Raw genomic sequence first — 15,330 nt, forward strand, 5'->3', positions numbered from 1 at the left:
CCCTTTCGCATGCCCCGCGCCCCCCGCGCCCCGGTTCCCGCCGGAATCGGGAGGCGCCGGGCAGCCGCCATAATGTGGCCGAGACGTCCGACGTCTCAGCGCACAGCGGGGCGAGAAGGAGGCCGGACATGGCTGTCACCGACGAGGCGATCGAGAAGATCAAGGACATGATCGTCTCGGGCGCGCTGCGCCCGGGCGAGCGGCTCCCCAAGGAGAGCGAGCTCGCCTCCGAACTGGGGCTGTCCCGGAACTCGCTGCGCGAGGCCGTGCGGGCGCTGTCGCTGATCCGCATCCTGGACGTGCGGCAGGGCGACGGCACGTACGTCACCAGCCTGGACCCCCAACTCCTGCTGGAGGCGCTGAGCTTCGTCGTGGACTTCCACCGCGACGACACGGTCCTGGAGTTCCTGGCGGTGCGCCGCATCCTGGAGCCGGCCGCCACCGCGATGGCCGCCTCCCGGATCAGCGAGCAGCAACTGGACGCGCTGAGCGCTCAGTTGGACAAGCTCGGGGACAGCCCGTCGGTGGAGGAACTGGTCGCCTGCGACCTCGACTTCCACCGCGGAATCGTGCAGAGCTCCGGCAACTCCGTGCTCTGCTCGCTCCTGGACGGCCTGTCCGGGCCCACCACCCGGGCCCGGATCTGGCGCGGCCTGACCCAGGAGGACGCGGTCAGCCGCACCCTGCACGAGCACCGGGCGATCCTCGCGGCACTGCGCGACCGGGACGGGGAGGCGGCCCGCTCCTGGGCGACGGTGCACATCGCGAGCGTCGAGCAGTGGCTGCGCTCCACGCTGTGAGCCGCCCGGGCCGCCGTCTCCCGAACGCGCGGACTCTCCGCCCCGGGGCAACTCCGGCCGCCTGAGGCGGTTTTCCCCGGTGCCGTGGCGAAGGGCGCGGGCCGGGCGCCGTGGGTACGGCGATGTGGTGCGGGGACATCGGAGTTCTCGCGTACCAGGGCGCGGAGCACGGCGTCCGGGACGCAGGGGGTGTTCGGGGGTGGCGAACGGGGCAGTGATCGTTCACTCCCCCGTGCAAGGGGGCTGCGGGCGCCCCCGCCGGACGCCGTAAGGTTGGTGCGTTAGGCGAGGGCACGTCGGAAGGAGGCGCTGGGTGATCGAGCTCGAGGGGGTTCCCGAGCTGATCGACCCGGTCATGGTGGCCGCGTTCGAGGGCTGGAACGACGCCGGCGACGCCGCCTCCACCGCGGTCGCGCATCTGGACAAGGAGTGGAAGGGCGAGGTGTTCGCGGCGCTGGACGCCGAGGACTACTACGACTTCCAGGTGAACCGTCCCACGGTGTGGCTGGACGGCGGAGTGCGCAAGATCACGTGGCCCACGACAAGGCTGTCGGTGGTCCGCGTCGGCGGTGACAAGCCGCGCGATCTGGTGCTGGTCCGGGGTATCGAACCGTCGATGCGCTGGCGCTCGTTCTGCAACGAGTTGCTGGGCTTCGCCCACGAACTGGGCGTGGAGCTGGTGGTGGTCCTGGGCGCGCTGCTCGGTGACACCCCGCACACCCGTCCGGTGCCGATCAGCGGGACCACGTCGGATCCGGACCTGGCCCGGCGGATGGACCTGGAGGAGACCAAGTACGAGGGTCCCACGGGGATCGTCGGCATCCTCCAGGAGGCCTGCACCCACGCGGGCGTGCCCGCGGTGTCGCTGTGGGCGGCCGTACCGCACTACGTGTCGCAGCCGCCGAACCCGAAGGCGACGCTGGCCCTCCTGAACCGTCTGGAGGACCTGATCGACGTGCGGATCCCGCTGGGCGAGCTGGCCGAGGACGCGCGCGCCTGGCAGGTGGGCGTGGACCAGCTGGCCGCCGAGGACAGCGAGGTCGCGGAGTACGTCCAGACGCTGGAGGAGGCCCGGGACACCGCGGAGCTGCCGGAGGCCTCGGGCGAGGCGATCGCCCGGGAGTTCGAGCGGTATCTGCGGCGCCGGGACGGCGGCCAGCCGGGTCAGCCGGGCGGTCACGCGACGGCGGACGGGAGCGACGGTTCGGCCTATCTGCGGGACAGCCCCGGTGGCCGTACGAAGCCTCCGAAGCCGCCGCGGCCGGAGACGGAGACAGGACCGGAGCGGGAACCGGAGACGGACGACGGGGACTCCCCATCGGAGGACTGAGCGGAGAGGGCGGTGCGTGTGCACCGCCCTCTCCGGTTTTTCAGACCCGGTCCACCGCCACCACGTCGTACTCGGTGGTGGGCGTGGGCTCCACGTCGAAGCGGGCGTTGGGCAGGTAGAGCGTGTCCCGCCAGGCGGCGACCGTCGTCGGGATGCGGAAGCGCGGGTCGGTGATGCGGGCGATCGCGGTGCCCCGGGTGCCGGAGTCGTTCAGGCGGAACACGTCGATCGCGTTCTGCACCTGCTGGACGGCGTAGAGGGTCCGGCCGAGCAGCAACAGGCCGTCGCCGTTGGGGAGTTTCGCCGTGCCGAGGTCGACGGCCCGGGCGGCGCCGGTGCGGGGGTCGACCCGCATGAGGCCGCCACCGTTCACGTACTGGTTCACCACGAGCAGGGCGCTGCCGTCGGGTGTGCGCTCGATGCCGTTGGCCGTGAAGTCGGGTCCCTGCTGCCAGTCCCCGGTCAGCGGTACGGTCGTCAGCGCCCCCTTGGCCAGTCGGTAGAGCACCGGCTTGAAGGAGTCGGTGAACCAGGCGGCGCCCGGGGTGAGGATCACGTCGTTCACGAAGGTGCCGCCGGTGGCGTACACGCGCTCGGTCTCACCGGAGCGGGCGTCGACGGTCCGGATCTCGCCGCTGTCGCCGCCGGCGAGGAAGAGTCTGCGGCCGTGCCGGTCGATCTTCAGACCGACGGTCGGGCGCCCGGCGCCCTTCGCGACGATCCGTCCGCGGCCGGTGGCCAGGCTCGCCCGGTAGATGTCACCGCTCGCGAGCGAGCCGAACCAGGCGTACGGCGCGGGGCCGATGGTGATGCCCTCGGGCCGGAAGCCGTCGGGGAGGGGAAAGCCCGCGGGCCACGCGGTGTGCCGGGTGCCGGCCGCGTGCGCGGGGCCGCCGAGCAGGGCGGCGCCGGTCAGCGCGGCGGTCGTGGTCAGGAGGGTTCGACGTGCGAAGGAACGGTCTGCGGGTGCCACGGTGCGTCCTTCCGCAAGGGTCGGCGCGCGGCCGGCCGAACGGTCAAGCGACGCTCCCACCCCATCACATGACGGCCGTCTCCACAGTCGTCGGCCGGTTTGTGACGTGACTTCGGGTTCGGGAGGGATTGCGCACGTCACCCGATTCACCGTGTTTCGGAGCGAGTTGGCGACACGGGCCGGGCGGAGGGCGGTGGGGCGCTTCCTCCGCGGGGAGGAAGCGCCCTTCGTGCGGCCTTCTAGAGGGCCACGCCCAGCAGCGCGTCCACCGCGCGGGTCACCACGCCGGGCGCCCCCATGTCGGTGCCTCCCTGCTGCTCCTGAAGGGCGGCCCAGCGGTCGACGGCGGCCAGCGCCGCGGGCGCGTCCAGGTCGTTCGCGAGGGCCTCGCGGACCTCCTCGACGAGGGCCTCCGCGGACGGTCCGTCGGGCCGGGAGACGGCGGCACGCCAGCGGCCCAGCCGGTCCACGGCGTCCTGGAGGACCTGGTCGGTCCACTCCCAGTCGGCCCGGTAGTGGTGGGCGAGCAGCGCCAGCCGGATGGCGGCGGGGTCGACGCCGTCGCGGCGCAGCTGCGACACGAAGACCAGGTTGCCCTTGGACTTGGACATCTTCTCGCCGTCGAGGGCGACCATGCCGGCGTGGACGTACGCCTTGGCCATGGGGAACTCGCCGGTGAGCACCTGGGCGTGGGAGGCGCCCATCTCGTGGTGCGGGAAGGCGAGGTCGGAGCCGCCGCCCTGGACGTCGAAGGTCATGCCGAGGTGGTCGAGGGCGATGGCGACGCACTCGATGTGCCAGCCCGGGCGGCCACGCCCGAGGGAACCGCCGTCCCAGCTGGGCTCGCCCTCGCGGGCCGCCATCCACAGCATCGGGTCGAGCGGGTTCTTCTTGCCCGGCCGGTCCGGGTCGCCGCCGCGCTCGGCGGACAGCAGCCGCATGGCGGCCGCGTCGAGGTTCGAGACCTTGCCGAAGTTCGGGTCGGACTCGACGGAGAAGTAGGTGTCCCCGTCGAGTTCGTAGGCGGCACCGGCGTCCCGCAGCCGCTCGACGAGCGGCACGATCCCGGGTATCGCCTCCACCGCGCCGATGTAGTGCTGCGGCGGCAGCATCCTGAGGGCGGTCATGTCCTCGCGGAAGAGAGCCGTCTCCTTCTCGGCGAGGGCGGCCCAGTCGAGGCTGTCCCGCTCGGCGCGCTCCAGGAGCGGGTCGTCGATGTCGGTGACGTTCTGGACGTAGTGAACCTGACGCTTCGTGTCGAGCCACACGCGCTGCACGAGGTCGAACGCGTTGTAGGTCGCCGCGTGCCCCATGTGGGTGGCGTCGTACGGCGTGATGCCGCAGACGTAGAGACGAGCGACGGGACCGGGGTCAAGGGAGACCAAGCCACCGCTCGCGGTGTCGTGGATCCTCAGGTCGCGGCCCTGACCAGGCAGGGCGGGGACCTCGGAAGCGGGCCAGGCATGCATGTCATGAGCCTAACCGGACGGATGTTCCGTATACGAACCGGACCGGGCCGGATGGCCGGTAAGGCCTTCTTGCGCGGTACGGCCCCTTGTGCAGGGGCGTGCAGGGTCCGGTCAGACGGGCGGCCAGGGGATGGCGGGCCACTCGCCGCTCGGCTCCGGGTGCTTGCCGGACTCCAGCAGCGCGTCGACACGCGCACGCGTGGCGTCGATCTCGGCGGGGGTGATCAGGGCGGCCAGCCGGGCGGCCAGGTCGCCCGACAGGGCCTTCCTGAGGCCCTTCAGGACGTCGACCGCCTCCTCGGGCAGGGGCTCCCCCGCCCAGCCCCACAGCAGGGTCCGCAGCTTGTTCTCGACGTTGAAGGTCACCCCGTGGTCGATGCCGTAGAGACGGCCGCCCTCGGCGGGCAGCAGATGGCCGCCCTTGCGGTCCGCGTTGTTGATCACCGCGTCGAGGACGGCGAGCCGGCGCAGCCGCTCGTCGTCGGCGTGCACCAGCAGCGCGGTCCTGCCCTCGTCCACCTCCGCGAGGCCGATGGCCCGCCAGCCGGGCTCGGGCTCCTCGCCGTCGACCAGGGCGAGCAGCTCACTGCCGGGCACGCCCTCGATCCACAGCTGGCACATGCCCTCGCCGAAGGGGCCGTCCCGCAGCACGGTGGGCGGCACCAGGCCCCAGCCGGTCGCCTCGGAGACCTCGTAGGCGGCGACCTCGCGCTGGGCGAGGGTGCCGTCGGGGAAGTCCCACAGGGGCCGCTCGCCGCGGACCGGCTTGTAGACGCAGAGCGCCTCCTGGCCGTCGTACGCGACGGAGCAGTGCAGCACCGCGTTGGAGGCGTCCCGGATCTGCCCGCGTACCGTCAGCTCGCCGCGGGCGAGCAGCTCTGCCGTGGTCACGCTCCGCGGCGGTATCCGTTCTGGCGCGGACATACGTGTCCTTCCGGGTCGAGCGGGAGGCTGCACAGCGGGCACGGCGGCCGCCCCGCGTTGACGACGTCCAGGGCGCGCTTGGCGAAGGCCCGGGCCTGCGCGCCGGTGAGACGGACCCGCAGCATCGGGGGTCCGTTCTCCTCGTCCTGGAGGAGTTTCTCCTCGGCCTCGGCGAGGTCCTCCTCGGACTCCGCTTCCAGCTCCACGAGAGCCTGCGCCTCGACGATCATGCGCTGTTCCTCGCCGTCCCAGGCGAGGGCCATGGTGCCGACCCGGAACTCCTCCTCGATGGGGGTGTCGAGGGGGGCGGTGTCGGCGATGTCGGTGGGCGGCACGGCCGGTACGGAGGCGCTGCCGCCGCTGCGGCGCACGACCTCGTCGAGGAGTTCGTCCATCCGCTCGGCGAGGGCGGCCACCTGTGTCTTCTCCAGGGCCACGCTGGTCACCCGGGGGCCGGCCGTGGCCTGGAGGAAGAACGTACGGCGTCCGGGCAGTCCGACCGTGCCGGCCACGAAACGGTCCGGCGGGTCATAGAGGAACACCTGACGGGACACGTCCTGTCTCCATTGGATTCGTGAGTTCGGGAACGACGGGAACGACGGGAACGTCCATGTGTGAACGCGCTTGTGTGAACCGCTTCACCCTACTGCGCCCGACGATCACGGTGCGCCCGCACCACCACCGACCGGGGCGTCACCGCCCGCGGCCTCCTCGCGCGGCACCAGGGAGGCGAAGTCACCGGTGTCGCCGAGGCGGACGAGAAACGGCCTCAGACGGGTGTAGCGGATGACGGTGACGGAACACGGTTCGACGGAGATCCGCTGGAAGAGGTCGAGATGAAGTCCGAGTGCGTCGGCGACGAGCGACTTGATGATGTCGCCGTGCGAGCACATCAGATAGACCGCGTCGGCTCCGTGATCGCGCTCCACGCGCGCGTTCCACTCGCGTACGGCCTCCGCCGCGCGCGTCTGCATCGCCCGCATGGACTCGCCGCCGGGGAACGCGGCCGCCGACGGGTGCGCCTGGACGACCTCCATGAGCGGCTCGTCCATGAGTTCGGCGAGCTTGCGCCCGGACCAGTCGCCGTAGTGGCACTCCCCGATGCGCTCCTCGCTGTGCGCCCGGAGGCCGGGACGGGCGTCGAGCAGGGGCTGGACCGTCTCCTGGCAGCGTTGCAGGGGGCTGGCGACGACCTCGGAGATCGGCACTCCTTCGAGCCGTCCGGGCAGCGCGGCGGCCTGTGCGGTGCCGCGCTCGTCCAGGGCGACCCCGGGCGTCCACCCGGCGAGCAGCCCCTCGGTGTTCGCGGTGGAGCGTCCGTGCCTGACAAGGATCAACGTGGGCATGCGGCCCAGGGTAGGCGTACGCAGGACCACGGCGTCCTCCGAGCGAAGGGAGAATACGTTCCGTGATCGTTGACTGTGCCATTTACCGGGAGGGGCACCGTTCGGAGGGGCCCGAGGACCTGTCGGACGCGCTGGATCGGGCGCGAGGGGCGGGCGGGTTCGTCTGGATCGGGCTGCACGAGCCGACGGAGAAGGAGTTCGAGCTGGTCACGAGGGAGTTCGGACTGCATCCGCTGGCCGTGGAGGACGCCCTCAAGGCGCATCAGCGGCCCAAGCTGGAGGTGTACGACGACTCCCTGTTCGTGGTTCTCAAGCCGGTGGTGTACGAGCCGGAGAGCGACACCGTGTCCACCGGCGAGGTCATGCTCTTCCTCGGCGACGCCTTCGTGGTGACGGTCCGTCATGGAGTGGGCTCGCCGTTGAAGGCCGTGCGGGACCGGCTGGAGAAGGAGCCGAAGCTGCTCGGCAAGGGGCCCACCTCGGTGCTGTACGCGGTGGCCGACGCCGTCGTGGACCACTACCTCGAGGTGGCGACGGAGCTCGGGACCGACCTGGAGGAGCTGGAGGCGGAGGTGTTCTCGCCGGACGGCGGCGGTTCCCGGGGCACCGCGTCACGGATCTACACCTTCAAGCGGCAGATCCTGGAGTTCCGGCGGGCCACCGTCCCGCTGTCGATGCCGCTGACCCGGCTCGCGGGGGTGGGGGCGTACGGCGGGACGGTGCCGTTCGTGAACGACAAGGCGCGACCCTTCTTCCGGGACGTCAACGACCATCTCTCGCGCGTGAACGAGTCGGTGGAGGGGCTGGACCGGCTGGTCTCGGACATCCTGTCGGCGCACCTGGCGCAGATGAGCGTCCGGCAGAACGACGACATGCGGAAGATCTCCGCGTGGGCGGCGATGGCGGCGATCCCCACGATGATCGCGGGGATCTACGGCATGAACTTCGAGCACATGCCCGAACTGCACTGGGTGTGGGCGTACCCGGCGGTGATCGTGCTGATGGGCGTGCTGGAAGTGCTGCTGTACCGGACGTTCAAGCGCCGGGGCTGGCTGTAGCGGGCGCGGTTCAGGCGAACTCGGGGGCGGAGGTGGCGGGTCCGCCGAGGGCGTTGCGGCGCTCCGGGGGCCGCAGGGAGACCATGCGGTGCCAGCCCGCGGCACGCTCGTAGGCGTAGACGGCGTGGATGCCCGCTGCGAGGACGGCGGCCTTCGCGCGGGACCAGCCGAGGATGCGTCCCATGTGGGCCATCACGGCGAGGCTGACGTCCCGGTAGACGCGGATCTCGGCCAGCGCGCACTCCCTGAGCGCGCGCTGGATGGCGCGGCCGTGGCCGGCACGGGCGAAGCGCAGCAGTTCCTCGTGGCAGTAGGCGAGGTGGTTGTCCTCGTCGCCGGAGATCATCCGCACCGCGCGGCCGACCTCGGGGTGGTCGGCGAAGTGCTTGCGCAGCAGTTCCATCTGCTCGGAGGCCCGCTGTTCGGTGACCCGGCTGTGGGCGAGGTAGGTGACGATGTCGTGCACGGTCAGGGGCTCGTCGCTCCTGAGCTTGTCGTGGGCGAGACCGATGCCGTGCTGTTCCAGGAGCATCGTGTAGTCCGTCTCCGGCGGGACGGGGACGGGTTCGAGGCCGCGCTTCTTCAGCAGGGCGTTGAAGATCCGCCCGTGCTTGTCCTCGTCGGCGCCGTGCCGGGCGATCTTGGGGGCGAGTTCGCGTTCGCCCGGCGGCACCAGGGCGGCGATACGGGCGTTCTCCCAGCCGCCCTGCGACTCCCCGCTGGCCGCGATGGAGCAGAACAGCCGGAAGGACTCGTCGTGATCGAGGATCTCCTGGAACAGACTCTTGGCCGAAAGCATGGTGGGCACCTCTCTGCCGGACTCCGCGGCAATCCGCAAAGAACGAGTCAAATGCGGCGGCAGGGGTGCCGCAACAGCTGTGTCGGCCGACTCCGCCAAAAGGAGGACCACCGGGGTCACCTCGGGGGCGTAACCGCGGGGGGTGCGGGCGCGTTGCACACGTGACGGCCGTGGCGGGGAAGACCCCCGAGCCCCCACCACGGCCGCGGAAGCCTCCGGCGGTGGGACGGGGTGGTTGGACGCCGGGTACTGGGTGCTGCGGTGTCGCCGCGGCTGGGAGGCCGGGCCGGGGTACTTGCGGGCACCGGCGTCTGGGGGCATCGGTGCCGCCGTGGCCTGGGAGGCAGGGAAGCCGAAGCGACGAGGGGTTGCCGAGCGCGAGGCGCACGCCAGGGGGAAACCGTGCCGGGGAGCTGCCCAAGCCTCGGCGCAGCCCGGGAGACGGGGAGGGCGACCCACGCCGGGCCCCACGCGGCCACCACATCCGAGCATCAGCGCCGCCCGAAGGCAGGGGCGGCCGACGCAACGCCCCTCGCCAGGGGCCCGGCGCCGGAGTCTGGGTGCATCGACGCCGGGAGCGAGGCGAGGCGCCGTCCCGGGGAGCTGCCCGAGAGGCGAGAAGGGCGACCCACGCCGGGCCCCACGCGGCCACCGCGTCCGAGCATCAGCGCCGCCCGGCGGTCGGGACGGCCGACACAACGCCCCACCCCCTCAGAGTTACCGAGAGCGAGGCGCACGCCAGGCGGGACCGTACGGGGGGTGACTCGCGCCGAGCCCCCCGCGGGCGCCACGTCCGAGCATCAGCCCCGCGCTGGACGTGACGCCCCGCTCCCGCGAGGGGGACCGGCGGCGGCTGCCCGCGCGGCCCAGGCACGGGCCGCGCGGGTGAGGTTCTGTTGAGCGGCATCGTCGACCGGGTGCCACGAGACCGCGTAAAGGCCTGGCGGTGCTAGGCGAGGCCCGCGTGTTCCAGGGCCTGGGTGCCGGCGCGGAGGGAGGCGAGGCGCTCGTCGAGGGTGAAGCCGGCGGGCGCCAGGGTCAGGGTGGTGACGCCGGCCGCCGCGTACTCCTTCATGCGGTCGGCGATGCGGTCCACGGAGCCGAGCAGGGTCGTCTTGTCGATGAGCTCGTGCGGGACGGCGGCCGCGGCCCCGTCCTTGTCGCCGGACAGGTACTTGTCCTGGATCTCGGCGGCCGCCGCCTCGAAGCCCATGCGCTGGGCGAGCTGGTTGTAGAAGTTCTGCTTGCGGCTGCCCATGCCGCCCACGTACAGCGCGGTGTAGGGACGGAAGGTGTCGGCGAGCTCGGTGACGTCCTTGTCCTCGCCGAGGGCGAGCGGCAGGGTCGGGCAGACGTCGAACCCGTCGAGCGTCTTGCCCGCCTTCTCGCGCCCGGCCCGCAGGTACTGCATCGCGGTGTCCTCCAGGTGCTCGGCGGAGGGGAAGATCAACAGGGCGCCGTCGGCGATCTCGCCGGTCTGCTCCAGGTTCTTCGGGCCGATCGCGGCGATGTACAGCGGGATGTGCTCGCGCTCGGGGTGCACGGTCAGCTTGATCGGCTTGCCGGGCCCGCCGGGCAGGGGCAGCGTCCAGTGCTGTCCCTCGTAGGACAGGCGCTCGCGCGACATGGCCTTGCGGACGATCTCGACGTACTCACGCGTGCGTGCCAGCGGCTTGTCGAACTTGACGCCGTACCAGCCCTCGGAGACCTGCGGCCCCGAGACCCCGAGGCCGAGGCGGAAACGGCCGCCGGAGAGGGAGTCGAGGGTGGCGGCGGTCATCGCGGTCATCGCCGGCTGGCGGGCCGGGATCTGGAAGATGGCCGAGCCGACGTCGATGCGCTCGGTCTGCGCGGCGACCCAGGTGAGCACGGTCGCGGCATCCGACCCGTAGGCCTCGGCGGCCCAGCAGACGGCGTATCCGAGCCGGTCGGCCTCCTGGGCGACGGCGAGATTGTCCGCGTCCATCCCTGCGCCCCAGTAGCCGAGGTTGATCCCGAGCTGCATGGCCGATTCCCCTTACCGATCAGTAACGTCCTTGTCCGCAGACCTTAGCGCGGCAAGCACGCGCGGGGCAGGTCGCGGCCGTGCCGGGGACCGGGCGGCGGCAACCGCGCACGTGTCGGAATCCGTTGTCCACAGGCCCCCACGTGACAGGTTCTGGCCAGTAATCTCGGCGTCCATGGAGCAGAGGCATCTCGGCCGTACCGGCCTGCGCGTGTCCCGTATCGGGCTCGGCACCCTCACGTGGGGCAGGGACACCGACGAGCACGACGCGGCGGACCTCCTGAAAACGTTCTGGGAGGCGGGCGGGACGCTGGTCGACACGGCGGACGTGTACGGCGACGGGGAGGCCGAGTACCTGCTCGGACGGCTCATAGAAGGCCTGGTCCCGCGCCGGGACCTGGTCATCTCCACCAAGGCGGGCAGCGTCCCCGACCCGGACGTCCGCGTCGACGGCTCGCGCGGCCACCTGCTCTCCGCGCTGGACGACTCCCTGGCCCGGCTGGGCACGGACTACGTCGACGTCTGGCACATCCACTCCTACGACCCCTGCACCCCGTTGGAGGAGACGCTCCAGGCCCTCGACCTGGCCGTCAGCAGCGGCCGCGCCCGCTATGCCGGGGTGTCCAACTTCTGCGGCTGGCAGCTCGCCAAGGCGGGCACCTGGCAGTTGGCGGCGCCGGGGACGCGGACCCGGCTGGCCGCCACGCAGGTGGAGTACTCACTGCTCCAGCGCGGGGTCGAGCGGGAGGTGCTGCCGGCCGCGCTCGATCTGGGCATCGGTCTGCTGCCCTCTTCGCCGCTGGGCCGGGGCGTCCTGACGGGCAAGTACCGCCACTCCACCCCGGCCGACTCGCGGGGGGCCTCGGAGCACCTGGCGCCCTTCGTCGCGCCGTACCTCGACGACACCGCGAGCCACATCGTGGACGCGGTGACCACGGCGGCCGACGGACTCGCGGTGACACCGCTCCAGGTGGCCCTCGCGTGGGTCCGGGACCGGCCGGGAGTGACCGCGCCGATCGTCGGCGCGCGCAACTCGCAGCAGCTCACAGCGGCATTGTCAGTGGAGGCCCTTAGTCTTCCTGACGAGATCTGCCGGGCGCTCGACGATGTGTCGGCGCCCGTGCACCGCTATCCCGATCACGACTGGAGCACGCTGTGAGCACGGAGCCGGAGCCCACCGAGAAGACCGAACCGGCGACGCGGGGCGCCGCGCCGGAGCCGGAGGGCACGGAGCAAGCGCCGGGGCAGGAGGCGGACGGCGCCGGCGCGGGTGACACCGACGGTGAGGAGCCGAAGGCCGAGGCGGGCGAGGGCGGTGCCCCGGCCGGGGCCGACGCGGACAAGGCTCAGTTGTCCGAGGCCGAGGCCGAACTGGCGGCGCAGCGGATCGAGCGGGAGCGGATCGAGCGGCGCAAGGCCGAGAAGCAGGGGCCCGTCGCGAGCGGGGCCAAGCTCAGCGGGAAGGCGGCCGATCTCCTCGCCGCCGTACGGGCGGTGGAGAGCGGGGCCAAGCCCGTGACCGCCGTCTTCAGCGAGCCGGAGCCCACGCGGCGGCCCGCCCAGGAGCCGGTGCGGCCTCGGCCCGTGTCGGCGGACGCGGCCGGTGTCGCGGAGTCCGTCGGCGCGCCCGCGCCCGAGACCGTGGAAGCGGTCCGGCACGTGCTGGCCGAGGGCGGGGCACCGGAGACCCTCGCGGCCCAGGTCACCGCGGCCCTCGGGAAAGGGGCCAACAACCGGCTGCGGGCGGATCCCTGGCAGTTGCTGCGGGTCCCGGGGGTTCGGCCCGAACAGGCCGACGGGTTCGCGCGGGCGCTGCTCGGCGCGCAGTGCGCGCCGGACGACGAGCGGCGGGGGCGGGCGGTCACCGTCTGGCTCCTGGAGCAGGCGGCGCTCGCCGGGCACACCGCGCTGGAGATGCCGGCGCTCACCGCCGCGCTCGCCCAGCGGGGCGTGCCGGACGCCGACGCCGCCGTACAGAGCACGATCGCCGAGGCCGAGGCCCTGGTCTTCCAGGACGCCCTCGACCCGGGGGCCCCGGAGCCCGCGGAGGACGACGAGGAGGGGGCGGAGCGGCCGGTCCGGATCCTGGTCGGCCTGGAGCGGTACGCCCTCGCCGAGGAGAGCCTCGCCGACGGACTGGCCCGGCTGATCAACTCCGTGCCCAAGGAGGACGGTTCGGCCGAGGGCTGGGAGAGCGCCGCGGCCTCGGCCGAGGGCTCGGCCGCCGAGCTGATCCGCGCGGTCGCGGCGGGCGGCCTGGTCCTGCACACCGGCGGCGAGGCCTCCCGGGCGGAACCGGCGGCGCTGCTGACGGTGGCGCGGGGGCTGGGGCTGCGCGCGTGGGCGGCCACGCACAGCCCCCTGGGCCGTGACCGCTTCGGCGCCCTGCTCGAAGCGGACTCCCCCGCCCCCGCCCGGCAGGTCGCCACCGTCGCCGGGCTCCTGTCCGGTGCGGAGGGTCCCGGGCGGGACGCCGACGGGGCGTTCGACCTGGACCTGCTCGTCGTGCTCGACGCGCCTCAGCTGGACGTCGAGACGGCCGCCCTGCTCGTGGAGTCCCTGCCGGACGGGGCGCGGCTGGTGCTGGCCGGGGATCCGGCGGTGCTGTGGTCGGCGGGGCCCGGGCGGGTGTTCGCGGATCTGCTCGCCGCGCGGATCTGTCCGCAGGTCGCCTCGCGCAGGCCGGACCCCGGGCCGCTGGGCGAGCTGGTCTCCGGGATCGGCATCGGCGAGCTGAACCAGGTCGAGGCCCCCGGCAAGGAGGTCGTGATCGTGCCGGTGCGGGACGCGGGCGAGGCCGTGCACCGGACCGTGCAGTTGGTCGCGGACTCGGTGCCGCGGGCGATCGGGGTCCCCGCCGAGGACACCCAGGTGATCACCCCGGGTCATGGCGGCGCGGCCGGCACCCGCGTCCTCAACGCGGCCCTGAAGGAGCGCCTCAACCCGGGCCCCGGCCGCTTCGGCGGGTTCGACCCCGGTGACCGCGTCGCCTACTCCCCCGCCCCGGGCCGTACGCTCCCGGGCCGGGTGGTGAAGGCCGACGCGGACGGGCTGCACCTGGTCTGCGCCGGCGTGCCCGTGGTCGTACCGAAGGAGCGGGTGGAGCAGTCCGTGCGGCACGGCTGGGCCCTGACCGCGCACCAGGCGGTGGGCGGCCGCTGGCCCGCCGCGGTCGTGGTGCTGCCCGGGGACGCGGCGCAGGTCCTCAGCCGGCCGTGGGTCTACACGGCGTTCGGCAGGGCGGACCGCCATCTGTCCGTGGTCCACGGCGTGGACCAGGCCCTTCCGCGGGCCGTCGCCGAGATCCCCGCGAAGCCCCGGACGACCCGGCTGCCCACCCTCCTCACGACGCAGTCGCCGACGTCCGGCTGACCGGCCCGAAAAGAGCGCGGCCCCGGAGATCGCTCTCCGGGGCCGCGCTCCCGCGCGTCAGCGGCGATCGGCGTCCAGCGGTTCCAGGTCGTCGTCCGCGCCGTCGGGCCCGTCGGCGTCGTCGTCGAGGTCGTCGTCGAACACGGCACTGACGTCGAACCGGCACACCACCCGCTCGACGTCCACCTGCTCGAACGGCGTCTCCAGCCACTCCCCCGGCTCGGCCGGTTCGTCCGCCGCGGTCACCCACAGCGTGGAGTCGCCCTCCTCCAGGCCGAACTCCTTGTGCCGGGAGGCGATCTCGTCGGGCTCGAACTCTCCGAACAGCACCTCCAGCGCACCGTGCACCGTGCCGGAGGCCTCCGTGCCGAGCCCCTCGTCGGCCGCCTCGACGCGCTGGGCCTGCGCCAGCAGACGCTGGGGCTCGACCACGGCGTAGTCGCGGCGGATCAGCACGCTCAGCGCGTTCGGCTCCTCGGGGCCGGTGTACGGCGGGGCGTCCTCGGCGCCCGGGATCTCGAAGGGGGTGACCTCGTCATAGCGCTCGTAGAGCAGCTCGTCGTACACCTCGGCGGCCGCGGCCAGTTCGTTGAAGGCCTCGTAGACGGCGGGGTCGTCCTCCCCCGACCTGCGTTCGACCGCGGCCAGGTGACGGTCGAGCGCGGTCTTGACCGCCTCGGCGGCGGCACGTACCTCGGCAGCGGTGGGCTGCACAGCATCAGACATAGTGCAGACGCTATCCGTAGCGGGCCCCGGCCCGCACAATAGATGCGATGCCGGAATACGAATTTGTCGACGTGTACGTACCGCGGGGGGTCTCCCGCAAGGACGCCACACGTCTGCTGACGGACCATGCCGAGTACGGACACTGGGAGTTGGACCGACTGAGCCTGATGCGCGATGGCAGCCGCAGGGTGCGGTTGCGCCGGCGGATCATCCGCCAGGTGCGTGCCACGTGGTGAGACAGGACGAACGGAGCGGGCCCCGCCGAGGCGGGGCCCGCTCCGTTTCAGGCGGTATGGCCTAGGCCGAGGCCCGTGCCTTGCGGTAGAGGACCGCGCCCGCGAGCAGCGCCCCGGCGCCGACCGGGAGGGCCAGACCGATCGGCAGGTCGCTGCCGGTGTGCGCGAGCTGCGCGTTGCCCAGGGGCTGGGCGACCGTCTGGGTACCGGGGTGGTTGCCCACGCCCGGGGCTCCGCCTGTCTCCTATACACATCTCCGAGCCCACGAGACATCTCAGGATCGCGTATGCCG

At 72.7% G+C, this 15,330-nt stretch carries 14 protein-coding genes and 1 pseudogene; 6 read left to right on the plus strand and 9 right to left on the minus strand.

Annotated elements, in window-relative coordinates; translation table 11 throughout:
- The first annotated feature begins 128 nt into the window (after positions 1 to 128).
- Both EHS43_RS19480 and EHS43_RS19485 read left to right on the plus strand, forming a co-directional pair.
- Positions 129 to 800, plus strand: coding sequence for a FadR/GntR family transcriptional regulator (locus tag EHS43_RS19480; protein ID WP_125192046.1), 672 nt, complete (start codon positions 129 to 131; stop codon positions 798 to 800).
- A 313-nt stretch (positions 801 to 1,113) separates the two neighbouring features.
- Positions 1,114 to 2,130, plus strand: coding sequence for a PAC2 family protein (locus EHS43_RS19485; protein WP_125192047.1), 1,017 nt, complete (start codon positions 1,114 to 1,116; stop codon positions 2,128 to 2,130).
- Between the two features lie 40 nt (positions 2,131 to 2,170).
- On the opposite strand, the gene EHS43_RS19490 is transcribed toward EHS43_RS19485, so the two are convergent.
- The 5 genes from EHS43_RS19490 to EHS43_RS19510 form a co-directional block, all read right to left on the minus strand.
- Complete coding sequence (locus EHS43_RS19490) at positions 2,171 to 3,103, minus strand: SMP-30/gluconolactonase/LRE family protein (RefSeq protein ID WP_125192048.1); 933 nt, start codon at positions 3,101 to 3,103, stop codon at positions 2,171 to 2,173.
- Positions 3,104 to 3,342: 239 nt separating this feature from the next.
- Complete coding sequence (gene mshC, locus EHS43_RS19495) at positions 3,343 to 4,572, minus strand: cysteine--1-D-myo-inosityl 2-amino-2-deoxy-alpha-D-glucopyranoside ligase (RefSeq protein ID WP_125192049.1); 1,230 nt, start codon at positions 4,570 to 4,572, stop codon at positions 3,343 to 3,345.
- Between the two features lie 111 nt (positions 4,573 to 4,683).
- Positions 4,684 to 5,496 (minus strand): SCO1664 family protein, encoded by an 813-nt coding sequence (locus EHS43_RS19500; protein WP_185806309.1) that lies wholly within the window; start codon positions 5,494 to 5,496, stop codon positions 4,684 to 4,686.
- Positions 5,460 to 6,050 (minus strand): DUF3090 domain-containing protein, encoded by a 591-nt coding sequence (locus EHS43_RS19505; RefSeq protein WP_125192051.1) that lies wholly within the window; start codon positions 6,048 to 6,050, stop codon positions 5,460 to 5,462. Before EHS43_RS19505 ends, EHS43_RS19500 begins: the two co-directional genes overlap by 37 nt.
- 105 nt (positions 6,051 to 6,155) lie before the next feature.
- Entirely contained in the window at positions 6,156 to 6,842 is a 687-nt protein-coding gene (locus EHS43_RS19510; protein ID WP_125192052.1) for a histidine phosphatase family protein, read from the minus strand.
- 62 nt (positions 6,843 to 6,904) lie between these two features.
- Between EHS43_RS19510 and corA the strand changes: the two genes are divergently transcribed.
- The gene (corA, locus tag EHS43_RS19515; RefSeq protein WP_185806310.1) at positions 6,905 to 7,900 is read left to right on the plus strand and encodes a magnesium/cobalt transporter CorA; all 996 of its coding nucleotides are present in this window, start codon (positions 6,905 to 6,907) and stop codon (positions 7,898 to 7,900) included.
- A gap of 10 nt (positions 7,901 to 7,910) precedes the next feature.
- Here the strand turns inward: corA and EHS43_RS19520 are convergent, their stop codons facing one another.
- Both EHS43_RS19520 and EHS43_RS19525 read right to left on the minus strand, forming a co-directional pair.
- Positions 7,911 to 8,699 (minus strand): ferritin-like domain-containing protein, encoded by a 789-nt coding sequence (locus EHS43_RS19520; RefSeq protein WP_125192054.1) that lies wholly within the window; start codon positions 8,697 to 8,699, stop codon positions 7,911 to 7,913.
- Between the two features lie 949 nt (positions 8,700 to 9,648).
- Entirely contained in the window at positions 9,649 to 10,704 is a 1,056-nt protein-coding gene (locus tag EHS43_RS19525) for an LLM class F420-dependent oxidoreductase (protein ID WP_125192055.1), read from the minus strand.
- 175 nt (positions 10,705 to 10,879) lie between these two features.
- Here EHS43_RS19525 and EHS43_RS19530 point away from each other — a divergent pair, with 175 nt between their 5' ends.
- The gene (locus EHS43_RS19530) at positions 10,880 to 11,863 is read left to right on the plus strand and encodes an aldo/keto reductase (RefSeq protein ID WP_125192056.1); all 984 of its coding nucleotides are present in this window, start codon (positions 10,880 to 10,882) and stop codon (positions 11,861 to 11,863) included.
- On the plus strand, positions 11,860 to 14,076 hold the full coding sequence (locus tag EHS43_RS19535) for an ATP-dependent RecD-like DNA helicase (RefSeq protein WP_125192057.1): 2,217 nt from the start codon (positions 11,860 to 11,862) through the stop codon (positions 14,074 to 14,076). The genes EHS43_RS19530 and EHS43_RS19535 overlap by 4 nt, the downstream gene beginning before the upstream one ends.
- 57 nt (positions 14,077 to 14,133) lie before the next feature.
- On the opposite strand, the gene EHS43_RS19540 is transcribed toward EHS43_RS19535, so the two are convergent.
- Complete coding sequence (locus EHS43_RS19540) at positions 14,134 to 14,802, minus strand: hypothetical protein (protein WP_125192058.1); 669 nt, start codon at positions 14,800 to 14,802, stop codon at positions 14,134 to 14,136.
- Positions 14,803 to 14,849: 47 nt separating this feature from the next.
- Here EHS43_RS19540 and EHS43_RS19545 point away from each other — a divergent pair, with 47 nt between their 5' ends.
- The gene (locus EHS43_RS19545) at positions 14,850 to 15,038 is read left to right on the plus strand and encodes a DUF5703 family protein (protein ID WP_007380901.1); all 189 of its coding nucleotides are present in this window, start codon (positions 14,850 to 14,852) and stop codon (positions 15,036 to 15,038) included.
- A 61-nt stretch (positions 15,039 to 15,099) separates the two neighbouring features.
- On the opposite strand, the pseudogene EHS43_RS19550 reads toward EHS43_RS19545, so the two are convergent.
- Positions 15,100 to 15,258 (minus strand): annotated as a pseudogene (locus EHS43_RS19550) (Tat pathway signal protein); the annotation flags it as partial.
- Between the last annotated feature and the right edge of the window lie 72 nt (positions 15,259 to 15,330).

It is taken from the genome of Streptomyces sp. RP5T, from assembly GCF_003933965.1.
Lineage (GTDB): Bacteria > Actinomycetota > Actinomycetes > Streptomycetales > Streptomycetaceae > Streptomyces.

Coding starts and splice junctions, on each gene's coding strand:
- EHS43_RS19480 (WP_125192046.1), top strand. CDS start 129: ATGGCTGTCACCGACGAGGCGATCGAGAAGATCAAGGACATGATCGTC.
- mshC (WP_125192049.1), bottom strand. CDS start 4,572: ATGCATGCCTGGCCCGCTTCCGAGGTCCCCGCCCTGCCTGGTCAGGGC.
- EHS43_RS19500 (WP_185806309.1), bottom strand. CDS start 5,496: ATGTCCGCGCCAGAACGGATACCGCCGCGGAGCGTGACCACGGCAGAG.
- EHS43_RS19510 (WP_125192052.1), bottom strand. CDS start 6,842: ATGCCCACGTTGATCCTTGTCAGGCACGGACGCTCCACCGCGAACACC.
- EHS43_RS19520 (WP_125192054.1), bottom strand. CDS start 8,699: ATGCTTTCGGCCAAGAGTCTGTTCCAGGAGATCCTCGATCACGACGAG.
- EHS43_RS19525 (WP_125192055.1), bottom strand. CDS start 10,704: ATGCAGCTCGGGATCAACCTCGGCTACTGGGGCGCAGGGATGGACGCG.
- EHS43_RS19530 (WP_125192056.1), top strand. CDS start 10,880: ATGGAGCAGAGGCATCTCGGCCGTACCGGCCTGCGCGTGTCCCGTATC.
- EHS43_RS19540 (WP_125192058.1), bottom strand. CDS start 14,802: ATGTCTGATGCTGTGCAGCCCACCGCTGCCGAGGTACGTGCCGCCGCC.
- EHS43_RS19545 (WP_007380901.1), top strand. CDS start 14,850: ATGCCGGAATACGAATTTGTCGACGTGTACGTACCGCGGGGGGTCTCC.